This is a genomic window from Lachnospiraceae bacterium (genome assembly GCA_025758065.1).
GTDB lineage: Bacteria > Bacillota > Clostridia > Lachnospirales > Lachnospiraceae > Enterocloster.
In genome coordinates this window covers 2,081,670-2,102,933 of the sequence record CP107199.1, presented here as the reverse complement: position 1 = coordinate 2,102,933, position 21,264 = coordinate 2,081,670, and the positions used below count along the sequence as shown (strand labels likewise).

The 21,264-nt window shown below is 43.9% G+C and carries 16 protein-coding genes; 4 read left to right on the top strand and 12 right to left on the bottom strand.

Annotated features, from left to right (window positions below; genetic code table 11):
- The 4 genes from OGM16_09780 to ruvA all read right to left on the bottom strand — a co-directional run bounded on the left by OGM16_09780 (nt 1) and on the right by ruvA (nt 4,882).
- Nucleotides 1-2,283 (bottom strand): U32 family peptidase, encoded by a 2,283-nt coding sequence (locus tag OGM16_09780; GenBank protein ID UYJ48432.1) that lies wholly within the window; start codon nt 2,281-2,283, stop codon nt 1-3.
- Nucleotides 2,284-2,410: 127 nt separating this feature from the next.
- Nucleotides 2,411-3,115, bottom strand: a complete 705-nt coding sequence (locus tag OGM16_09775) for a cell division protein ZapA (protein UYJ45125.1) — start codon at nt 3,113-3,115, stop codon at nt 2,411-2,413.
- A gap of 101 nt (nt 3,116-3,216) precedes the next feature.
- On the bottom strand, nt 3,217-4,212 hold the full coding sequence (gene ruvB, locus OGM16_09770; GenBank protein UYJ45124.1) for a Holliday junction branch migration DNA helicase RuvB: 996 nt from the start codon (nt 4,210-4,212) through the stop codon (nt 3,217-3,219).
- 34 nt (nt 4,213-4,246) lie between these two features.
- Nucleotides 4,247-4,882, bottom strand: coding sequence for a Holliday junction branch migration protein RuvA (gene ruvA / locus OGM16_09765; GenBank protein ID UYJ45123.1), 636 nt, complete (start codon nt 4,880-4,882; stop codon nt 4,247-4,249).
- Between the two features lie 447 nt (nt 4,883-5,329).
- Here ruvA and OGM16_09760 point away from each other — a divergent pair, with 447 nt between their 5' ends.
- On the top strand, nt 5,330-6,433 hold the full coding sequence (locus tag OGM16_09760; GenBank protein UYJ45122.1) for a ribonuclease H-like domain-containing protein: 1,104 nt from the start codon (nt 5,330-5,332) through the stop codon (nt 6,431-6,433).
- Here the strand turns inward: OGM16_09760 and OGM16_09755 are convergent.
- A complete protein-coding gene (locus OGM16_09755; GenBank protein ID UYJ45121.1) occupies nt 6,408-7,274 on the bottom strand; it encodes a tyrosine recombinase in 867 nt (288 codons plus the stop codon). The two genes, OGM16_09760 and OGM16_09755, sit on opposite strands and share 26 nt — an antisense overlap.
- Nucleotides 7,275-7,437: 163 nt before the next feature.
- The gene (locus tag OGM16_09750; GenBank protein ID UYJ45120.1) at nt 7,438-7,761 is read right to left on the bottom strand and encodes a hypothetical protein; all 324 of its coding nucleotides are present in this window, start codon (nt 7,759-7,761) and stop codon (nt 7,438-7,440) included.
- 652 nt (nt 7,762-8,413) lie between these two features.
- Here OGM16_09750 and OGM16_09745 point away from each other — a divergent pair.
- On the top strand, nt 8,414-9,262 hold the full coding sequence (locus tag OGM16_09745; protein ID UYJ45119.1) for a Cof-type HAD-IIB family hydrolase: 849 nt from the start codon (nt 8,414-8,416) through the stop codon (nt 9,260-9,262).
- A gap of 45 nt (nt 9,263-9,307) precedes the next feature.
- Nucleotides 9,308-9,793, top strand: coding sequence for a GNAT family N-acetyltransferase (locus OGM16_09740; GenBank protein UYJ45118.1), 486 nt, complete (start codon nt 9,308-9,310; stop codon nt 9,791-9,793).
- A gap of 27 nt (nt 9,794-9,820) precedes the next feature.
- Here the strand turns inward: OGM16_09740 and OGM16_09735 are convergent, their stop codons facing one another.
- The 6 genes from OGM16_09735 to OGM16_09710 all read right to left on the bottom strand — a co-directional run bounded on the left by OGM16_09735 (nt 9,821) and on the right by OGM16_09710 (nt 16,573).
- A complete protein-coding gene (locus OGM16_09735; GenBank protein UYJ45117.1) occupies nt 9,821-10,399 on the bottom strand; it encodes an NUDIX hydrolase in 579 nt (192 codons plus the stop codon).
- A 152-nt stretch (nt 10,400-10,551) separates the two neighbouring features.
- Nucleotides 10,552-11,346, bottom strand: coding sequence for a pyrroline-5-carboxylate reductase (proC, locus tag OGM16_09730; protein UYJ45116.1), 795 nt, complete (start codon nt 11,344-11,346; stop codon nt 10,552-10,554).
- Between the two features lie 101 nt (nt 11,347-11,447).
- Entirely contained in the window at nt 11,448-12,719 is a 1,272-nt protein-coding gene (locus OGM16_09725; protein UYJ45115.1) for a diaminopimelate decarboxylase, read from the bottom strand.
- 256 nt (nt 12,720-12,975) lie between these two features.
- Nucleotides 12,976-14,412: a pyruvate kinase gene (pyk, locus tag OGM16_09720; GenBank protein UYJ45114.1), complete on the bottom strand. Its 1,437-nt coding sequence runs from the start codon at nt 14,410-14,412 to the stop codon at nt 12,976-12,978.
- Between the two features lie 147 nt (nt 14,413-14,559).
- Nucleotides 14,560-15,432 carry a hypothetical protein gene (locus tag OGM16_09715; GenBank protein ID UYJ45113.1) on the bottom strand — a complete coding sequence of 291 codons (873 nt, stop codon included), beginning with the start codon at nt 15,430-15,432 and terminating at the stop codon, nt 14,560-14,562.
- 199 nt (nt 15,433-15,631) lie between these two features.
- Complete coding sequence (locus tag OGM16_09710; GenBank protein UYJ45112.1) at nt 15,632-16,573, bottom strand: magnesium transporter CorA family protein; 942 nt, start codon at nt 16,571-16,573, stop codon at nt 15,632-15,634.
- 262 nt (nt 16,574-16,835) lie between these two features.
- Between OGM16_09710 and OGM16_09705 the strand changes: the two genes are divergently transcribed.
- Nucleotides 16,836-21,095 (top strand): 2-hydroxyacyl-CoA dehydratase, encoded by a 4,260-nt coding sequence (locus OGM16_09705; GenBank protein UYJ45111.1) that lies wholly within the window; start codon nt 16,836-16,838, stop codon nt 21,093-21,095.
- The last annotated feature ends 169 nt before the right edge of the window (nt 21,096-21,264 follow it).

Sequence of the window (21,264 nt, the reverse complement as noted above, 5' to 3'; positions counted from 1 at the left end):
CTATTCTACTCCCCGTCTGAAATGTCCTCTTGTAAAATCTTTTACTGGCTCTGCCACGATCCTTCCCTCTTTATAAGAAGCAGCAAAAGCTTCCAGTATCTTTTTCGTCTCCTCTTTTCCTTCTCTTGTAAAGGAAAGACGCAGGGAAGTCAGGTTCAGCTCTTTCACTGCTTCCTCACTTCCAAACAAAGATAAGGGAAGGGGATTTAAGATCGTATTATAGCAGAAGCTGCAATGTGCCTTTAAGGGCAGTCCGGCTCCTGTACGGTCCTTCATTAAAAGCTGTTCCCTTTTGGCTGTACATCCTTTTAATGTTTTTACCACACACTGGGCAGAAACCATCATAGGAGCATGCCCATAAATGATCATTTCATCTGCCATATCTTCCTTTTCACATGCCGTCGTCACTGCTTTTAGTTCTCTGCTGTTCAATTCCCATGGCATGGTAATAAATTCCGGTCCCATTTTCTTTAATGTGTGTACCGCTTCCCGGTTCCATGCATAAACAGAAGCATCCAGTGCAAATGGGATATGGATATTTTCTTCCTTTAGCCAGGAAACTTCCTCCAAAGCGCGGGCCAGAACACCTGTAAAGCCTGCATTTTCCAGATTTTTCCTGTTTTTAGAGAAAAACTTCATTGCGTGGGTGCGGAAAATGTGTGGAAGTGTCAGGAAACATTCTTTCCCCTTTGTCTCACATTGTTTTACGACCTTTCCCCACTGATCTGGTTTGAATCCATCTGCATCTATATAAATACGTTTTACAGCATCGCAGGATAGTGCAGGTTCCAGCTGGCATTCTTCTTCAAGGGATGCTGTGAGGAAAGCAGATCTGTGATTTTTTTTGGAGGCGGACTGTGCTGCAATGGACAGTTCCCGTTTTGTCTGCGCAAACAGTTCTGATGTGTTTTCTGCGCCCGCACTTTCCTTTTCTTTTCCCGTCTCCTCAGCTTCTGCCTTTCTCTCCCATTTTGCCAGAATACCTTCTGTCAACTTCTCAAAGCCTTCTCTTCGCAGTTCATTTAACGCCTGTACCGGCAGAAAGATATTTCCTTTTAATTCAATATCCAGCTGTTCAAAATTAAAGGATGTTGCACCTGTCTTATTTAACTGCTTACGCACTTTTTCCTCTGTTGCAGGCTGGTTCTGTGCGCTCTGGCAGACCTGGCCTTCAACTTTTACCATTACATCCCCCCTGGTCAGTTCCAGAACAGATGGTCTTCCCTCTTCAAAAACAGCCTTTCCTGAAACAAGCTCCTTTTTCTCTTTATGTACATAATTTTCATCCAGAAAATCAAATAATTTCTGGTTTCCTTCACGGAACTCCGGCTTTTCCTTTAAGGCAACCATATCCTTTCCATTGTGCTTTTCATAATAGCCTGAGGTAAAGCCGCCCCGGTCAAAAAGATCCAGCAGTTCTTTTTTATCTTCTGGATCTACATAATATTCATCTCTTCCGTATGCTTCATACATATCCAGATATTTTCTGTAAATACGGACTACGCCGGCTGTATATCTGGGGCTCTTCATCCTTCCTTCGATCTTTAAGGAATAAACACCAGCCTCTAAGATATTCGGCAAAATATCCAGAGTACAAAGATCTTTTAAACTTAATACAAACTTCTGGTTCTCCTTGTTTAAGCTTTTTCCCTCTGCCTTGCCTCCTTCCCATACCCGGTAAGGCAGACGGCATGGCTGGGCACAACGGCCTCTGTTTCCGCTTCGGCCGCCAATAAGACTGCTCATCAGGCATTGGCCGGAATAACAGTAGCACAAGGCACCGTGAACGAATGTCTCAATATCCATCCCTGTTTCTTTATAAATACGTGAGATTTCTTCTAAGGAAAGTTCTCTGGCCGGAACCACCCGGCAGCAGCCCATTTCCTTTAACATTTTCGCGCTGTATACGCTTGTAACGGTCATCTGTGTACTGGCATGAAGCTCCATTCCCGGAAATGCCTGTTTCATCACCTGAAGAGCCCCCAGATCCTGAACGATAACACCGTCCAGACCAGCTTCGTAATAAGGCTTCATATAGTCCCGCAGCTCTTCCAGCTCTTTTTCCTTAAATAGTGTATTGACCGTCATATACAAACGACAACCATGAAGATGGGCATACCGGATTGCTTCCACCATTTCCTGTCCTGCGGCATTCTGGGCATACGCTCTGGCACCAAAACGGCTGCCACCCATATAAATAGCATCTGCTCCTGCTGCCACTGCAGCCTTTAAGCTGTCAAAGGAACCTGCCGGTGCTAAAAGCTCTGCTTTTCTCTTATTCATCATGATCTTAAACCTTTCCTGATACCGGATCGCTGCGTACTTTGCACTCCCGCATCTGCGCTCCGTTCGGTGTTAAACAAAAAAGGGGCTGCAGTCTGTATCGCGCCCCCTTTGTTTCATCTGTGTTTTATCTGCGTCCGTTTCTGTGAGAACCGGCTTTTCTGGCTGCCTGAAGGGCTTTTCTGGCAAGATCCCTGTCAGAAATTTTTGCCTGGAATGAAGAATTTTGTAATGGAAGTTCTGTCTGAACAAAATTTTCCTGTGCCGGTTCTGTCACAGCAGCCTGGTCTGAAGTCTGTGCCATCTCGCTCACAGATTCAAAGCCTGGTTCATTTACAGGTGCATTTCCTTCGATCACAGTGTCTACCACTTCATCTTCCTCAACTTCATCTTCTTCATTCCCAGAAGCTAAAGCCTGTGCCGCCTGTTTTTTAACAGCTCTTAATTCCCGTTCTGTCTTTGAAAGCTTTGCAGATAACTCCTGAAGCTGGTGCTGGCGTTCTTCTAAATCCCTTAACACACCATCTAACTTCATCTGGGTGCTTACAAGCTCATGTTTTAAGCTGTAAGTTTCTTTTTCCATCCTGTCTTTCTGTTCTTCCATCTGGTCTGCATTTTCTTTTGCCTTAAAATAATCATCTGCGATGTTTAATAAAAGCATCAGCTGCTGATAATCGGCGCTCTGTTTGCTAAAACCAGGGATTGCATACATAGTGGCTATTTTTTCATTTACATAGCTGGCCGCTTTCTGAAGATATGCTTCATCTTCCGTTCCGCCTAAAGTATATATTTTCCCGTCAATTAAAACCTGTGTATAATTCTTTGTATCCATTCTGCTATTTCTCCTGACTATAAAGCACATTTATATGTTGCTGTCCATAAGCTGTACTGGCAACATTCATCTTTTCAGTTCGTTAAAAGGATACCACATTTTCACTTCATTTCCAAGCCCAAATGACGATATGCGTTCTCCGTAGCCATTCTTCCCCGGGGCGTTCTGTTGATCAGGCCGTTCATTAAAAGATAAGGCTCATATACGTCTTCCAGAGTTCCTGCATCTTCTCCCAAAGCTGCTGCTAACGTATCAAGTCCCACCGGACCGCCGGAAAATTTTTCAATGATCATTAAAAGGATATTCCTGTCATTCTGATCCAGTCCCATTTTGTCCACATCCATAATATCCAGTGCAAAATCTGCTACTTCTTTTGTGATCACACCATCATATTTTACCTGGGCAAAATCCCGCACCCTCTTTAAAAGGCGGTTTGCCAGTCTTGGGGTTCCTCTGGAACGCTTGGCCAGTTCAATAGCTCCTTCCGGTTCTATTTCCACTCCCAGGATCGCTGCTGAATGTAAGATAATCGTGCGAAGCTCCTCAGGTGTATAAAATTCCATTCTCTGGACTACACCAAAACGGTCTCTTAAAGGAGCTGACAGCAGTCCCGCCCTGGTAGTTGCCCCCACCAGTGTAAAATGAGGCAGTTCCAGACGAATGGACCTTGCACTGGACTCTTTTCCCAGCATGATATCAATGGCAAAATCTTCCATAGCCGGATAGAGGACTTCTTCCACCTGACGGTTTAACCGGTGGATCTCATCTACGAAAAGGACATCCCCCTCCTGAAGATTGTTTAAAATAGCTGCCATTTCTCCCGGCTTTTCAATAGCCGGTCCACTGGTCACTTTCAGCCTGCTCCCCATCTCATTGGCAATGATGCCTGAAAGAGTCGTCTTTCCAAGCCCGGGCGGGCCATAAAACAGCACATGGTCCAAGGCTTCCCCTCTGCTTTTTGCCGCTTCTATGTATATTTTCAGGGTAGACTTGATCTTTTCCTGCCCCACATAATCGCTGAGGCACTGGGGACGCAGGGTAGTCTCGATCCGCACATCCTCTTCTGTTGCCTCTGTTGTTATAATTCTCCGTTCCATATATACCTCAAACTATATGATGCTCTGCTAAAGATCACAGAAAACTCAAATGCTTCAGCGAAGCCTTTAAAATATCCTCTACGCTCATATTTTCTGTGATCTCCACTTTCTTTACTGCCCTGGAAGCTTCCATATTGGTGTAGCCGAGAGCTATTAACGCTGCCACTGCCTCTTTTGCCGATGCCGCCATACCTGCCACAGATGCACCTGTACCTGTATCGGAAGCAGCTTCCTTTCCGCCTCCAAAGGAAGCCATCATCACTTCTTCTAAATCTACCTTATCCTTAAGATCTAAGATCAGTCTCTGGGCAGTCTTTGCCCCGATCCCCGGTGCCCTGGAAATGGCTTTGGCATCCCCGCCGACAATGGCGATACGCAGATCATCCGGCCGCATGACTGAAAGGATGCCAAGGGCTCCTTTGGGACCGATCCCATTCACCCCTAGCAGCTGTTTAAACATTTCCCTGTCCTGTCTGTGCAAAAAACCATATAAAGTCATAGCATCTTCCCGCACCTGGAAATAGGTATAAACAGTCACCTCTTCCCCTAATGGCGGAAGTTCTTCTAAAAGAGAAAGAGGTACATGGACTGCCAGACCGATGCCTCCTGTCTCTACTACGATCACATCATCTTCTACTGCCCCAAGGGCTCCTTTTATATATGAAATCATCTGTTCTATATTCCTTTTATCTGGTACCGCATAAAAGCGATACTTCATCTTATGATGTGAGTGTCAAAAGTAAATTTTGCCACTCACTGATGTAACCGGATTGCTCCATTGCTATGCAATTCCCGCAATCCTCGAACACCTCAAACTCCCATAAAATGGCGTGTTCACACCATTTTATTTCGTTTTCGGTGTTCGGCGTGTCAATAAGTATAAATTGCTTATTTGTGCGAGCACAAACGCAATTTATACTTTTGACACTTACATCATCTTATTTATCAATCATAACATAGACCCCGCTTCAATGCAAGCAGGATACCGAACAAATATTCGATGCAAAGTTACAGTAACAGCATGGCGTTCTTGCAATTATTTTAAAAATCAGCTAAACTAAGGACGGTTTCTGTTTTCCAACCCGGAATCTGACAGAAGGAACCAGAAAGGATTTTTATGATCACCATTAAACATCCCATTGACTTTCCAGACACCTATCCCTTAGACCGCATCGGGCCCTTAAAAGATATTTTATTTTTTGATATAGAGACCACCGGTTTTTCCGGTGAAACTTCCCAGCTTTATCTCATTGGATGTACCTATTTTGACGGCTTTGGCTGGAAGCTGATCCAGTGGTTTGCTGATACCAGACAGGCAGAAAAAGAGCTTTTAGACTCCTTTTTTGAATTTTTAAAACGATTTAAGATCCTGATCCATTTTAATGGAGACCGTTTTGATATCCCCTATCTTTTAAAATGCTGTGAACGTCTGGGCCTTGACTACAATTTTAATGACCTGGCCAGTATTGATATTTTCAAGAAAATAAAGCCTTACAGAAAGCTGTTAAAACTGGAAAATATGAAACAAAAGTCCATTGAACAGTTTTTAGGGGTACATAGGGAGGATAAATACAATGGCGGACAGCTGATCGAAGTCTACCGCGACTATCTGCATACCCACGAAAAATCCCTCTTTGACCTGCTGATACTGCACAATACAGATGACCTGCGTGGAATGCCTTCTATCCTTCCCATCTTAAATTATGCAGACCTGTTTGAGTCGGATTTTACCCTTTGCAGCCACAAACTGTATTCCTACACAGATGAAGCCGGATATTCCCACCCTTTTGTCAATCTTTTATGGGAAAGTCCCTACAGTATTCCCATTCCCCTGGAATACACCTTAAATCCATTAAACCTGGAACTTCATGACAGCTATCTTGCCTGCAATTTAAACCTGTATGAAGGCACCTTGAAATATTTTTATCCGGATTATCAGAATTATTATTATCTGCCTTTGGAAGATACAGCGATCCATAAAAGCATTGGGGAATATGTAGACCGTTCTGCCCGGAAAAAAGCTACTGCCAAAAACTGTTACTGCAAAAAAGAGGGCTTGTTCTTACCTCAGTTCAGTTCTTTGTGGGAACCATCTTTTAAGGAAGATCATAAGTCCTCTTTCTCCTATATTCTTTATGATGATGAAACCTTATGGGCAGATCGTGAGAAAAACTCTCACTATGCTCATGATATTTTTACCTACCTGACCGGGCAGCTGTAGCCGCTGAATATACTGCGTACATCTGGGAGGCGCCGGTATCTCCATGCCCTAACATGGCCTGGACTGCATGGATATCCGCGCCGCCAACCATAAGGTGGGCCGCAAAGGAATGGCGCAGGGTATGAGGTGTGATATCTGTCTTGATCCCCGCTTTTTCCCCGTAAAATTTGATCAGCTTCCAGAAACCCTGACGGCTCATAGGCTGACCGTTGCAGTTGGTAAACAGCCATTCACAGGTCCGCCCCTTTAAAAGAGAACCCCTAGCCTCATCCAAATAGACCCTCAGCGCCTGTTTTGCCCCTTTTCCAAAAGGGATCATCCGCTCCCTGGTGCCGTCATGACAGGTAATATATCCGATCTGCATATTCACATCTTCTAATTTCAGGCTGATCAGTTCGGATACACGGACTCCCGTTGCATACAACAATTCCAGCATGGCTTTATCACGCATTTCTTTAACTGACGCATTTCCCGGCTGGGCTAAAAGGGCCTGTATTTCCTCTTTTGTCAGTATTACCGGTATCCTGCGTTCAATCTTCGGTGCCCGTAAAAATTCTGCCGGATCCCTGTTTATTTTTCTCTCTTTGAAAAGATAGTTAAAAAATGCCTTAATGGAAGCCAGTTCCCTGGAAATGGTGGATGCTGCTTTTCCTTCTTTTTCCAGATAAAGGATGTAAGAATTTAAACTGGTCTTTGTCACCTTCTCCACATGGGTGATCCCCATTTTCTCCATAAATCCCGCCATCTGGACCAGATCCCGGTGATAAGACACTTCCGTATTTTTCGCTGTATGCTTCACTTCCTGAAGATAGGTTATGAAGCTGTTTATCTCATCTATCATCTTGTTCCCCCGGTACACAGCGCAGTTTTTCTTTTTCTGTACCCAAACACCCCATATCCCTGCAGCTGCTCTCTTTCTGCTTTTACTCCGTTTTTACAGTATAGTTGATTTTCCTGCATTTTTAAATAGTTTTTGTGTATTCTGCGTTTCAAATTGAAAAAAATCAGTAAAAATATGCCTCCACAGCAGCTCCACAGACTGTAAGCAGCATTAAGAAAATAACTGCCGGCAGCCGTAGCCGTTTCTGTCTGCTTACAGACCAGCATGAAAGAACATACCAGACTACCAGATAGAAGATTCCCTGAGGCAAAACAGACCGTAAAAAGATAGGCAGACCTAAAAAACCTTTTTCTGCCGTAAAACTGGCGATCCCCATTCCAAGGCAAAAAGACCAGAAGCATGTAAAAATCCCAAACAGCCAGAAACTATAGACTGTAAGGCTGCAGAGCCACCCGGCGCCCAACTGGAAAAAGCGTTGTTTTATCACAGCAAAAAAAGCCCCAGCAAAAGAAGCTGTATCCGGCCATGTATTTTTATAAGATAAAATTTCTGCCCCGCGCCACCACACCACAACAGACGCCCCGGCCATTCCAAGCCAAAAACACAAAAGCAGAAAATGTCTGCCCGTAAATCTTTTAAATGAAATTTCAGGCATCTGCTTCCCTTTCTGTGCCGCTGCACTTTCAACTTATTTCTATATATCAGTTATATGTTTTTTTCTGTCCGTGCATGATTTTTTGTACACTGACCGGAAATATGGTATACTAGTATAATCCACGATAATTACCGATCCATTACACGCAGGATAAATTTTCATGTGCAAGGAAGCTGAATGAGGCGATGCCGGTAGCATCGTCGATTGAAGCTGACGCGGCAGATGGAAATTTAGACAAGTGAAAGGGGCGGATAATTATTGTGGATTATACTAGATTTTAGTGTACTCTCGGCATCTTAACGTTCACCCAGAATCCTCTGTACTTGATCTTGTGAGAAGATTTTTTGTCAGTTGTTCCCAGATTTCAGAGGCGTTGGCGTTGCGTCCGCCTCTGAAATCCAGGTGCAACTGGCATAAAACCGGCCGCAAAAGCAAGTGCTGGAAAGGCTCCGGGAGTACATCTTATATATTCGGAGGATTTACTATGAACAACTATCAGCTGATCGCTTTTGACATGGACGGAACCCTGTTAAATTCAGATAAACAGATCTCTCCTGAGACTTTAAATGCAATCAAACGGGCAGGCGATGCCGGAAAAACGGTTATCTTATGTACAGGCCGTAATCTTGCAGAGCTAAATGCTTTTACAGAAATAATACCTGGCCTGCGATATCTGGATTGTGTCAGTGGTGCCTGTGTTTACGACCTGAAAGAAAAGAAAACCCTTTATTCCCAGGCTCTTGATCCTGGAATCGTAAAAAAATTAATGGAATTTGCCCTGGAAGAAGAGGCCATGATCCATGTTCTTTCAGAACGTTCTATTGTACAGAGGGACCAGCAGTCCCATATGGCCGATTTTCATATGGGCATTTATCAGACCATGTTTGATAAGATCACAGACAAACTGGAAAACATTTACAATTCTTTCTGCCAGGAACCCTTTCCCGTGCTGAAGCTGAACCTTTATCACAAAGATGAATACTCACGGGCACGCACGGTAGAACGTATCAAGGCTGCCGGGCTTGAAACTGCACTGGCACTGGCAGAGTCTACTTCCCTGGAGTGTTCCGCAAAAGGGATCGACAAAGGCGTAGGGCTAAAGAAACTGTGCGAACATCTGGGACTGCCATTAGAACAGACCATTGCTGTAGGTGATGCAGATAATGATACTATGGCGTTAAAAACAGCCGGTCTGTCAATTGCCATGGGAAATGCAACAGAACCGATCAAAGCTCTGGCTGATGTGATAGTAGCTGACTGCGATCATAACGGCTGTGCAGAAGCCATTGACAAATATCTGCTGGCAGAAAACCGGCCACAAAAACCGGTGTAGAAAAGACTCGAGAGGACATTAAATACAACGGAGGAATAAAGTATTATGAAAATCAGAACTGCAACTTTAAATGACTTAGACGCATTAGCTGCCGTAGAAGCAGAATGTTTTCCAGCTGCGGAGGCAGCCACAAAAAAAGACTTTGAAAACCGCCTGGCTTATTATGCAGACCATTTCTGGCTGATGTTTGATGAAAATGACAAGCTGATTGCCTTTGTAGACGGCATGGTAACAGACCAGGCCGATCTGACTGATGAAATGTACGAAAAAGGAGAACTGCACAATGAAAATGGTGCATGGCAGATGATCTTTGGTGTAAATACCATTCCTTCCTGCCGCAAAAAAGGCTATGCAGGTGAACTGATCAAAGCTGCTATTGAAGATGCCAGAAAACAGGGACGTAAAGGTCTGGTACTTACCTGCAAGGACAAGCTGATCCATTACTATGCAAAATTCGGTTTTGTAAACGAGGGCGTTTCCCAGTCCGTTCACGGAAATGTGGTATGGTATCAAATGAGGCTGACTTTTTAAGCCAGCCCCGTTTCTTTAATCCTTCTGTTATACCAGTTCATCTTTTTTGTCTACAGAGCGGTATTTACGGCCATAAGCCATCAGTGCCGCTATTGTTTTGCCGTCTGTGATCTTTCCGGTATAGATCATCTCTTCCAGATCTTTTAATTCCCATGCTTCCACTTCAATGACCTCATCTTCATCCAGATGCTGGTGAGACGGGATCAGGTTGTGGGCTACAAAAATATCAATAGCTTCATCACAGAATGCAACCGTAGTATTTACGCTCATCAGATATTCCAGCTTTTCAGTACGAAAACCAGTTTCCTCTTCCAGTTCTCTGTAAGCGCATTCGATCTTTGGCTCATCCGGGGCATCCAGCTTTCCTGCAGGAATCTCCAGTGTATAGCGGTTTAAGGCATTGCGGTACTGGCGTACCATAAGGATCTTCCCATCTGCATCCACCGGCAGGACTGCAGCTGCGCCATCGTGATGGATAAAATCCCAATGAGCCTCATGGCCATTTGCCAGAACTGTATCTTCATACATTTTCAGGATATTTCCCTGGTATTTTAACTGGCGGTCCAGACGTACCACCGGCATTCCTTCATTTTCTACTTTTCCCATAGTTCTTCTCTTCTCCTTTTATATGATATGTACTCCCTGAATCTTTTTGTACCTGATCTTGCAAAAGATTTTTGGGCAGTTATGTCCGGTTTTCACAGGCATTAGCATTGCATCCGCTGCAAAAGCGGCTTCAGGTGATGTGCAGCATGCATTTACATTTTCTTACCCATTTCATAGCTGGCATCTTCTGCCTTGATCACAGCATTCCTAAAGCCCCACTCTTCCAGTGCAGATACACCGGCAATGGTAGTACCTCCAGGTGAGCATACCTCGTCCTTTAACTGACCCGGATGCTTTCCTGTTTCCAGTACCATTTTTGCGCTTCCGAGAACTGTCTGGGCTGCCATCTGGTATGCCTTGGCTCTTGGAAGTCCATATTTTACAGCTCCGTCTGCCAATGCTTCAATAAACATATATACATAAGCCGGTGAACAGCCGCTGACACAGCCAACTGCATCCATCATCCGCTCATCTACCACTTCCAGACGTCCGCAGGCCTCAAAAATACCACAAAGCACTGCCTTTTCCTCTTCATTGTAACGGGACTCCTCATATGCCATACCTGTCATGCCTTCACCTAACAGTGCCGGTGTATTTGGCATGGTACGCACTATACGCACCTTTCCGTCTAAACGTTCTGTAAGGCTTGCAATGGTCTGTCCAGGTGCCAGTGAGATAACGATCTGATCTTCCTTTAATACTGGACGGATCTCCTCAAATACTGTCTCAAAATATTGTGGTTTTACCGCCAGGATCACGTATTCAGACTTTTTTACACACTCTGCATTGGATACTGCATGGGGCACTCCGGTCTTTGCTGTTACAGCCTCCATTTTTTCTTTGTGGGCTGCTGTAAATAATAAATCTTCCGGCTTATATACCCGTAAAAGTCCGTTTAAAATAGCAGATCCCATATTTCCCATTCCAATGAAACCGATTTTTGCCATATTTTTGCCTCCTGCTATAATTGCCATATTATTTAAACCATTTTAACGCACATACCCGCCCGCATACGCGGACGGGCCAAAATTCTCTCTATATGTGATTTCTATTTATCATACCCATCCATGATACCACAAAAATCAAAGGTTGCAAAGTAATCCTTTGGAGTTTCTGCGCGGCGGATCATCTGGACAGAACCATCTTCCTTTAATAAAAGTTCTGCTGATTTTAACTTGCCGTTATAATTATAACCCATTGCAAAACCATGGGCACCTGCATCATGGATCACTAAAAAATCACCCTTTTTGATTTCAGGAAGCATACGGTCAATAGCAAATTTATCATTATTCTCGCAAAGAGAACCTGTAATATCATATTTATGGTCGCAAGGCGCATCTTCTTTTCCAAGAACAGTAATATGATGATAAGCACCGTACATAGCCGGGCGCATCAGGTTTACTGCACAGGAATCTACACCAATATACTCCTTGTGAGTATGCTTTTCGTGGATTGCCTTAGTAACCAAGCATCCGTAAGGTCCTAACATAAAACGTCCAAGCTCTGTGCAGAGAGCTACATCATCCATTCCGGCCGGAACTAAAACCTCCTCATAAACCTTGCGTACACCTTCACCAATAGCCATAATGTCATTCGGCTCCTGATCCGGACGATAAGGGATACCGATACCACCTGACAAATTGATAAAGCTGATATGGGCACCGGTTTCTTCTTTTAATTTAACAGCCAGCTCAAAAAGGATCTTTGCAAGCATTGGATAATACTCATTGGTAACTGTATTACTTGCCAGAAAAGCATGGATACCAAAATGCTTTGCCCCTTTTGATTTTAAGATCTTAAATGCTTCAAAAATCTGCTCCGTAGTCATACCATACTTTGCATCTCCCGGGTTGTCCATAATGTCATTGCTGATCTTAAATACGCCACCTGGATTAAAACGACAGCTGATGGTTTCCGGAATAAAACCTAATGTATCTTCCAGACACTGGATATGGGTAATATCATCCAGATTGATGATCCCGCCCATTTCATTTGCATAAGCAAATTCCTCAGGTGGAGTATCATTAGAGGAAAACATTACGTCAGAACCGGAAAAACCGCAGGCCTTTGACATCATTAACTCTGTTAAGGAAGAGCAGTCTGTACCGCAGCCATATTCCTGCAGGATCTTTAAAATAAATGGATTTGGGGTTGCTTTTACTGCAAAATATTCTTTGTATCCCTTATTCCAGGCAAATGCCTGTTTCAGACGTTTTACATTTTCGCGGATACCTTTTTCATCATACAGATAAAAGGGGGTTGGATAGGTCTTGGCGATTTCTTCTACCTGCGCCAGTGTAACAAACGGTTTCTTTTCCATAATCTTGTCTCCTTTCCCTGCGGGGGATCTTTGCTTTGCACAATGGTAATTTATGCAAAACTTTTGTATATTTATCAGAAAATCCTGATATATAAAAAAGCCTGTAAGGGAGTACCATTTCCTTTGCGGATAATTGTACTCCCAGGCAGACTTCCTTGTCCAGTATTATTTTGTTGATATCAAAGTTAAAAGGTAAAAAATCTGATGCAGACCAGCTTACCAGCACATCATTTGGTAAATAACTGTACTGATTGCACTAGTCCACACTTACCACACGCATGATATTGGTAGCTGCTGCTGCCTCGTGACGTCTTGCATAGGTAACAATGCCTGCGGTAATAACGGCCAGATCACCAGATTTGATCACATTGCCGCTCTTTAACTCTTCTAAAGAGTTTTCAATCAGCTCATCCGTACTCTCTGCACGACGGGACCATATAGGTGTTACACCCCACTGAAGCATCATCTGACGGACAGTAGTAGTGCTTGGGGACATACCAATGATACGTGCTGCCGGTCTCCACTTGGAAAGCATCATAGATGTAAATCCTGTGATACTTGGGGCGATAATATAATCAGCGCCAATATCATGTGCAGTAGAAACAGAAGCTGCGCAGACTGCATTGGAGATGTTCTTCATATTCTCCTCTGTTACTTTACGGCGGCGATATGCGCTGTAATCCAGGTAAGCTTCGGTCTCTTCAACAATAGATACCATCATTTTTAATGCGTCAACCGGATATTTACCCATAGCAGTTTCACCTGAAAGCATCACTGCATCAGTACCATCATAAACAGCATTGGCAACGTCCGTAACCTCTGCTCTGGTAGGTCTTGGATTGCGGATCATGGAGTCTAACATCTGGGTTGCAGTGATAACAGTCTTGCATGCCTCGTTGCACTTGCGGATGATCTCCTTCTGGATATGTGGAACTTCCTGTGCCGGGATCTCAACACCCATATCACCTCTTGCTACCATAATGCCGTCTGCAACTGCAATGATCTCATCTAAATTATCAATACCTTCTGCATTTTCGATCTTAGCGATGACTTTGATGGCAGAACCTTCAGAATCCAGCATAGACTTGATCTCACGGATACAGTCAGCAGTACGGACAAAAGAAGCTGCAATAAAATCAAAGCCCTGCTTGATGCCAAAACGGATATCTTCTTTATCTTTTTCAGTCAGCGCCGGAAGCTTGATCTTTACATTAGGAACATTTACACCCTTTTTCTCACCTAACTCACCACCATTGATAACAGTACAAACAATCTCTGTACCTTCTACCTTTTCCACTTCCAGCTCGATCAGACCGTCATCGATCAGGATCTTATTTCCGGCTGCAACGTCCTCATTCAGGCCAGAGTAGTTTATATGGGTAATAGTCTCATCACCAATGATCTCTCTGGTAGTTAAAGTAAAGGTCTGTCCTTCCTTTAAAGAAACTTTTTTTCCATCTTTTAATACACCGGTACGGATCTCCGGTCCCTTTGTATCAAGAAGAGCTGCTACCGGCCGGTCCAGTTCCTTTCTTACTTCTTTTAAGATTTCCAGACGGCTCTGATGCTCTGCATAATCACCGTGGGAGAAGTTAAAACGAGCTACGTCCATTCCATTTTTAGCCAGTTCCAGCATAATGTTCTTGTCATTTGTGTTGGGGCCCATAGTGCAGACGATCTTAGTTTTCTTCATGTTTTCAAATTCCTCCATAAATAAATGTTATTGGGGTTAATAGTATATCCGCTCTTCTACTGCCTTTTTATGCCCCTGAAACAAAGATAAAAAATCCCAGGGCAAGTGGGGATCTGCAGTATGGGAGCGCAGAGTATGCTGTTCACATTAATTATCTACATTATTGTTATCAGCATCCTCTTTTTTGACATGCTTGTGTGTATACAAATGATCCATGCAATATTCATAATTGCCTTCACATTTAGAACAATAACGGAATTCCATACCAGGACTGTCTTTATCTGTGCGTCCGCAGACTGCACATTTATGCCCTCTTTTTACCACCTTCATTTTCTGGGTAGTCTTCTGGAACTCCTGGGATCGTTTCTTCTGCTTAAAACCGGAAGGACCTGCAAAGGTCATCCATCCAAAGAAGATACCGATGAGGATCAGGCTTATAACGATCTCAATCTTTTCGATCAGTCCGCCTGTAATAAAGGAATAAATATAAATTCCTGCCTCTGCCACTGCGATCCAGCTTGCTTTTAATGGAAGTACCATCATAAACAGTACCTGCATATCCGGGAACATCAGGGCAAATACAAAGAAGAAAGAATAAACTAAATAAGTTGGAAACAGGGGCAGCGAAAGTCCTGTTACCAGGTAAATACCAATAGCAGCAGCAGAATGCAGTAGCACGCCTCCAATAATATAGCAGTTAAAGCGGAATTTTCCCCATACCTGTTCTACGATCATACCAAAAGCACGGATACAATAAATGCCCAGAGCATTCATCAGCACAAACATAATGGCATCAGAACCTGTAATGGCAGGTGGGTACACTAAAAATGTAACAATACGCCAGATCTGGCCGTGAAGGATAGCCGCAGGATTTAAGATCAGATAGTTCATCACAAACTGCGGTGCTGTCAGAAAAAGAACCACTCCAAGGATCTCCAGGGCACACACAATATCAATGATACTTCTGCCTCCCATGAAATTTCCTCTCCGCCGTTTCCAGTTATTGGAAAATTTTTCCATTTAAAAACTCCTTTTTTTATATGTTCTCCCGGAATCTTTCTGTGCCTGATTTTGTGAGAAGATTTTTTGTTAGTTGTGCCCAAATTTCTGAGGCGTACGCGGTGCGTACGGTGATGAAATTCGGGTGCGACTGGCGGAAAATCGGCCACAAAGGCAGGTACAGGAAAGACTCCGAGAGGACATTATATTTCAACTTACTTTAAAACAGATCTTTCTTATTAAATATATAAGCAACGATCAAAGTCAATAACAAAGTAAAGAAAAGCACGATGCCGAAACCATATGGACTTTCTGCAAAAGGCATTCCGCTGGCTCTTACGTTCATACCATAAAAGCTTGCGATCATGGTAGGAATAGACATAACAATGGTAACAGTTGCCAAAAATTTCATAACAATATTTAAATTGTTAGAAATAACAGAGGCAAAGGTATCCATAGTACCGCTTAAGATGCCATTGTAAATACTGGTCATCTCCATAGCCTGCTTATTCTCAACGATTACATCTTCCAGAAGATCTGTATCTTCCGGATACTTCTTGATCTTATCAATCCTTAATAACTTCTCCAGCACTACTTCATTGGAACGAAGGGAAGTGGTAAAGTACACCAGCGATTTTTGAAGCTCTAACAGTTCGATCAGTTCCTCATTTTTCTGGGACTGGTGAAGCTTATTTTCAATGACTTCACTCTTTTTATCAATAATACGCAGGTACTGCAGATACTGGGTGGCATTTTTATAAAGGATCTGTAAGATAAACCTTGTTTTCATAAATGTGTGGAAGTCCCTGACTCTTCCGTCCATAAAGGCGGTAAGGACAGGGGTCTCCTCCAGGCAGACGGTTATAAGCATATCCTTGGTCGTAATGATCGCCATAGGAATGGTCACAAACCAGTCTTTCCCGTTTCTCTCTTCTATAGAAGGAATATCCACCAGTATCAGCGTATATTCATCTTCTGCCTCTATACGTGAGCGCTCTTCCTCATCCAGAGGTGCCTTCAGATGGTCCGGATCGATCTGGCACGCATCAGCGATCTCTAAGATCTCCGAAGCGGTAGGATTGGTCAGGGCGATCCATGAGCCTGGCTCCATCTCTTCTTTTTCATGCATAGCGCCATCTTCTGTCTTGAAAATCCGTATCATGCGAAATCTCCCCCATTTTGAATTTTCATTCTACATTATAGTAACTGACCCTGTTTTTGTCAAATCGTTTCAAATTTTTTCATTTTCTTTACATTTTCTTAACCCCCTTTAACAATTGCTAATCCGATGGGATTGTGTTAGACTGTAATGTGCTTTTTTGGGCTTTGATCCCGAAAACGCAACAAGAGACATGATGTTCTAATAAGCAAGATGTTGGGAGAACATTAAGTTACAAAGGAGGTAAGGGGTATCCCCGTATACTATGGATCAGACTACAACTTATTACACCCTGGGGATCGATATCGGTTCAACAACTGTCAAAGTTGCATTACTGGATCAGGATCTTCATATTATATTCTCCGATTATGAGCGTCATTATGCCAATATTCAGGAAACTCTGGCTGGACTTTTAAAGAAAGCCTTAAACCAGACCGGCCCCATTGATATTATCCCGGTGATCACCGGCTCCGGCGGCCTTACACTTTCATCTCACTTACAAGTTCCTTTTGTCCAGGAAGTTGTGGCAGTTGCTTCTGCTCTCCAGGACTACGCACCACAGACCGACGTGGCCATTGAGTTAGGCGGCGAAGATGCCAAGATCATTTACTTTACAGGCGGCATCGACCAGCGCATGAACGGTATCTGTGCAGGAGGAACCGGATCTTTTATTGACCAGATGGCATCTCTTTTACAAACTGATGCTGCCGGACTGAATACATATGCCAAAGATTACAAGGCTATCTATCCTATCGCAGCCCGCTGCGGCGTTTTCGCAAAATCTGATATACAACCGCTGATCAATGACGGCGCTACCAGGGAAGATCTGGCTGCCTCTATTTTCCAGGCAGTAGTAAACCAGACCATCAGTGGTCTTGCCTGTGGTAAACCTATCCGGGGAAATGTTGCCTTTTTAGGCGGACCTTTACATTTCCTTCCTGAACTGAGAAAAGCCTTTGTGCGCACACTGCACCTGACTCCGGAACAGACCATTGCACCGGATCACTCCCATCTGTTTGCAGCTGTAGGCGCTGCCATGAACCCAAAGGAAGGGCAGAAACCGGTAGCTATTACCCACATGATCAACACCCTTTCCAATGGCATTAAAATGGATTTTGAAGTAAAGCGTATGGATCCCCTGTTTAAGGATCAGGCAGAATATGATGCTTTTACCGAAGATCACGGTCACAACCATGTGCGCTCCGGCGACCTTTCTTCTTACAAAGGAAACTGCTATCTGGGCATTGATGCCGGTTCTACCACTACCAAAGCAGCTCTGGTGGGAGAAGACGGCACTTTATTATACCGTTTTTATGATAATAATAATGGTAGTCCTTTAGCAACTGCCATCCGTGCAGTAACAGAGATCAAAGAACAGCTTCCTAAAACAGCCCATATTGCTTACTCCTGCTCTACCGGATACGGGGAAGCCCTTTTAAAGGCTGCTCTTATGTTAGATGAAGGAGAAGTTGAGACCATTTCCCACTATTATGCAGCTGCTTTCTTTGAGCCGGAAGTTGACTGTATCCTGGACATAGGCGGACAGGATATGAAGTGCATTAAGATCAAAGACGGAACTGTAGACAGCGTACAGTTAAATGAGGCATGTTCCTCAGGATGTGGTTCTTTTATTGAAACTTTCGCAAAAAGCTTAAATTACAGCGTAAAAGATTTCGCAAAAGAAGCATTATTTGCAAAAAATCCTACAGATCTTGGTACCCGCTGTACTGTATTTATGAACTCCAACGTAAAACAGGCACAGAAAGAGGGCGCAACTGTTGCTGATATTTCCGCAGGTCTGGCTTACTCTGTTATTAAAAATGCTTTATTTAAGGTGATCAAGATCACCAACGCCTCTGATCTTGGAAAACATGTAGTTGTGCAGGGCGGTACCTTCTATAATGACGCCGTTCTTCGCAGCTTTGAGAAGATCTCTGGCTGCCGTGCAGTCCGCCCGGACATTGCCGGTATCATGGGAGCTTTCGGCGCAGCACTGATCGCAAAAGAACGTTTCCACATGGCCGGTGAAAAAGAGACCACCATGCTGCCTCTGGATAAGATCATCGGACTGCAGTACACCACCTCTATGACCAGGTGCAAAGGCTGCAATAACCATTGCGTTTTAACCATCAACCAGTTCGGAAGCGGACGCCACTATATTTCCGGGAACCGCTGCGAGCGTGGTCTTGGACTTGCAAAAGCAAAAAAAGAGATCCCCAACCTGTTTGGCTACAAATATCACAGAATGTTCGACTATGAACCGCTGCCTTTAGATAAATCAGACCGTGGCGTGGTTGGTATCCCGAGAGTTTTAAATATGTATGAAAACTTCCCATTCTGGGCTGTTTTCTTTAAAAAGCTACGCTACCATGTAACACTTTCCCCACAGTCTACCAGACAGATCTACGAACTGGGCATTGAGTCCATTCCAAGTGAGTCTGAGTGTTATCCGGCCAAGCTGGTACACGGCCATATTTCATGGCTCATACACCAGGGCGTGAAGTTCATCTTCTACCCATGTATCCCTTATGAGCGAAATGAAAGCCCGGAGGCAGGAAACCATTACAACTGTCCAATGGTTACTTCTTATGCGGAAAACATTAAAAATAACGTAGAAGAATTAGAAACAGAGCATGTAGATTTCATGAACCCATTCATGGCATTTACAAATGAAAAGATCTTAACAGACGGTCTGGTACGGGAATTTGGAAAAAAATTCCAGATCCCGGAAGCTGAGATCCGTATGGCAGCCCACGCTGGCTGGGAAGAACTGCTGGCATCCCGTTCTGATATGGAGAAAAAAGGGGAAGAAACTCTTTCCTGGATGAAAGAACACGGAAAGCGGGGCATTGTACTGGCCGGAAGACCTTACCATGTAGACCCGGAGATTCACCACGGTATCCCGGACCTGATCGCTTCCTATGGTTTTGCCGTGCTGACAGAAGACTCTGTTTCCCATATGGGTAAAGTGGAGCGGCCTTTAGTTGTCACCGACCAGTGGATGTACCATTCCCGTCTTTATGAAGCTGCAAGCTTTGTAAAAACCAGAGATGACCTGGATCTGATCCAGTTAAATTCCTTTGGCTGCGGTCTGGACGCTGTTACTACTGACCAGGTTGCTGAGATCTTAACTAAGTCAGGAAAGATCTATACTGTATTAAAGATTGACGAGGTAAATAACCTGGGAGCTGCCCGTATCCGTATCCGTTCTCTCATCGCAGCTCTGCGTGTACGTGACCAGAAGCATTATGAACGGAAAGTAGTTTCCAGCGCTTACAACCGTGTGATGTTTACCAGGGAAATGAAGAAGGATTACACCTTATTATGCCCCCAGATGTCACCGATCCATTTTGACCTGATCGAGCCTGCCATCCGCGCCTTTGGTTATAATATAGAAATCCTGCAGAATCACAACCGCAATGCCGTAGATGTAGGTCTTCAGTATGTAAATAATGATGCCTGCTACCCATCCCTGATCGTTATTGGTCAGATCATGGACGCACTGTTATCCGGAAAATATGATCTGAACCGCACAGCAGTCTTTATGAGCCAGACCGGCGGCGGCTGCCGTGCCTCCAACTATATCGGATTTATCCGCCGGGCACTTGAAAAAGCCGGTATGCCCCAGGTTCCGGTTATTTCTGTTAATGCAAACGGTATGGAGACCAATCCTGGTTTCTCTATTACGCTGCCACTGATGACCAAAGCCATGCAGGCTATTGTATACGGTGACATTTTCATGCGTGTCCTTTATGCAACCAGACCATATGAGGCAGTTCCGGGAAGTGCAGACGCACTCCATGAGAAATGGAAAAAGATCTGTATCAGGGCCCTTTCCAAGAGACAGCCTGCCATGATGGAATTTGCCAGAAATATCCGCGGCATTATCCGTGATTTTGACAATCTGAATCGTCTTGATATTAAGAAGCCGAAGGTTGGTATTGTAGGCGAGATCCTTGTTAAGTTCTCTCCTCTGGCTAACAACCATGTAGTAGAGCTTCTGGAATCAGAAGGCGCAGAGGCTGTAATGCCTGATCTGCTGGATTTTCTTCTTTACTGCTTCTACAACAGTAATTTCAAGGCTGAACATCTTGGAATGAAGAAGTCCACTGCAAGACTCTGCAACGCAGGTATCGCCCTGTTAGAGTTCTTCAGAAAGACCGCAAGAAAAGAACTGGCTGCCAGCAAACATTTTACACCGCCATCTGAGATCCGTGATCTTGCAGAAATGGCAAAGGGCTTTGTATCCTTAGGAAACCAGACTGGCGAAGGCTGGTTTTTGACCGGCGAGATGCTGGAGCTGATCCACAGCGGTGTTAAAAATATCATCTGCACCCAGCCATTTGGCTGCCTGCCAAACCACATTGTCGGAAAAGGTGTGATCAAGGAACTTCGAAAGAGCTATCCAGAATCCAATATCATCGCTGTAGACTACGATCCAGGTGCCAGTGAAGTTAACCAGTTGAACCGTATTAAATTGATGCTGGCTACGGCCCAGAAGAATCTGAAGGCTGAAAATGCTTAATAAAATATTTGAGGCATTTCAAATACATAAAAGCAGTATCTTGAAAAACATTTTTTTCATATGCTACAATATCTACTGAATAAATGATTGCAGGTATTCACAATAAGTAACAAAACGAAAACCCCAGGGACCGCTATTCCCTGGGGTTTTCTATTCCGTTTATGTATTT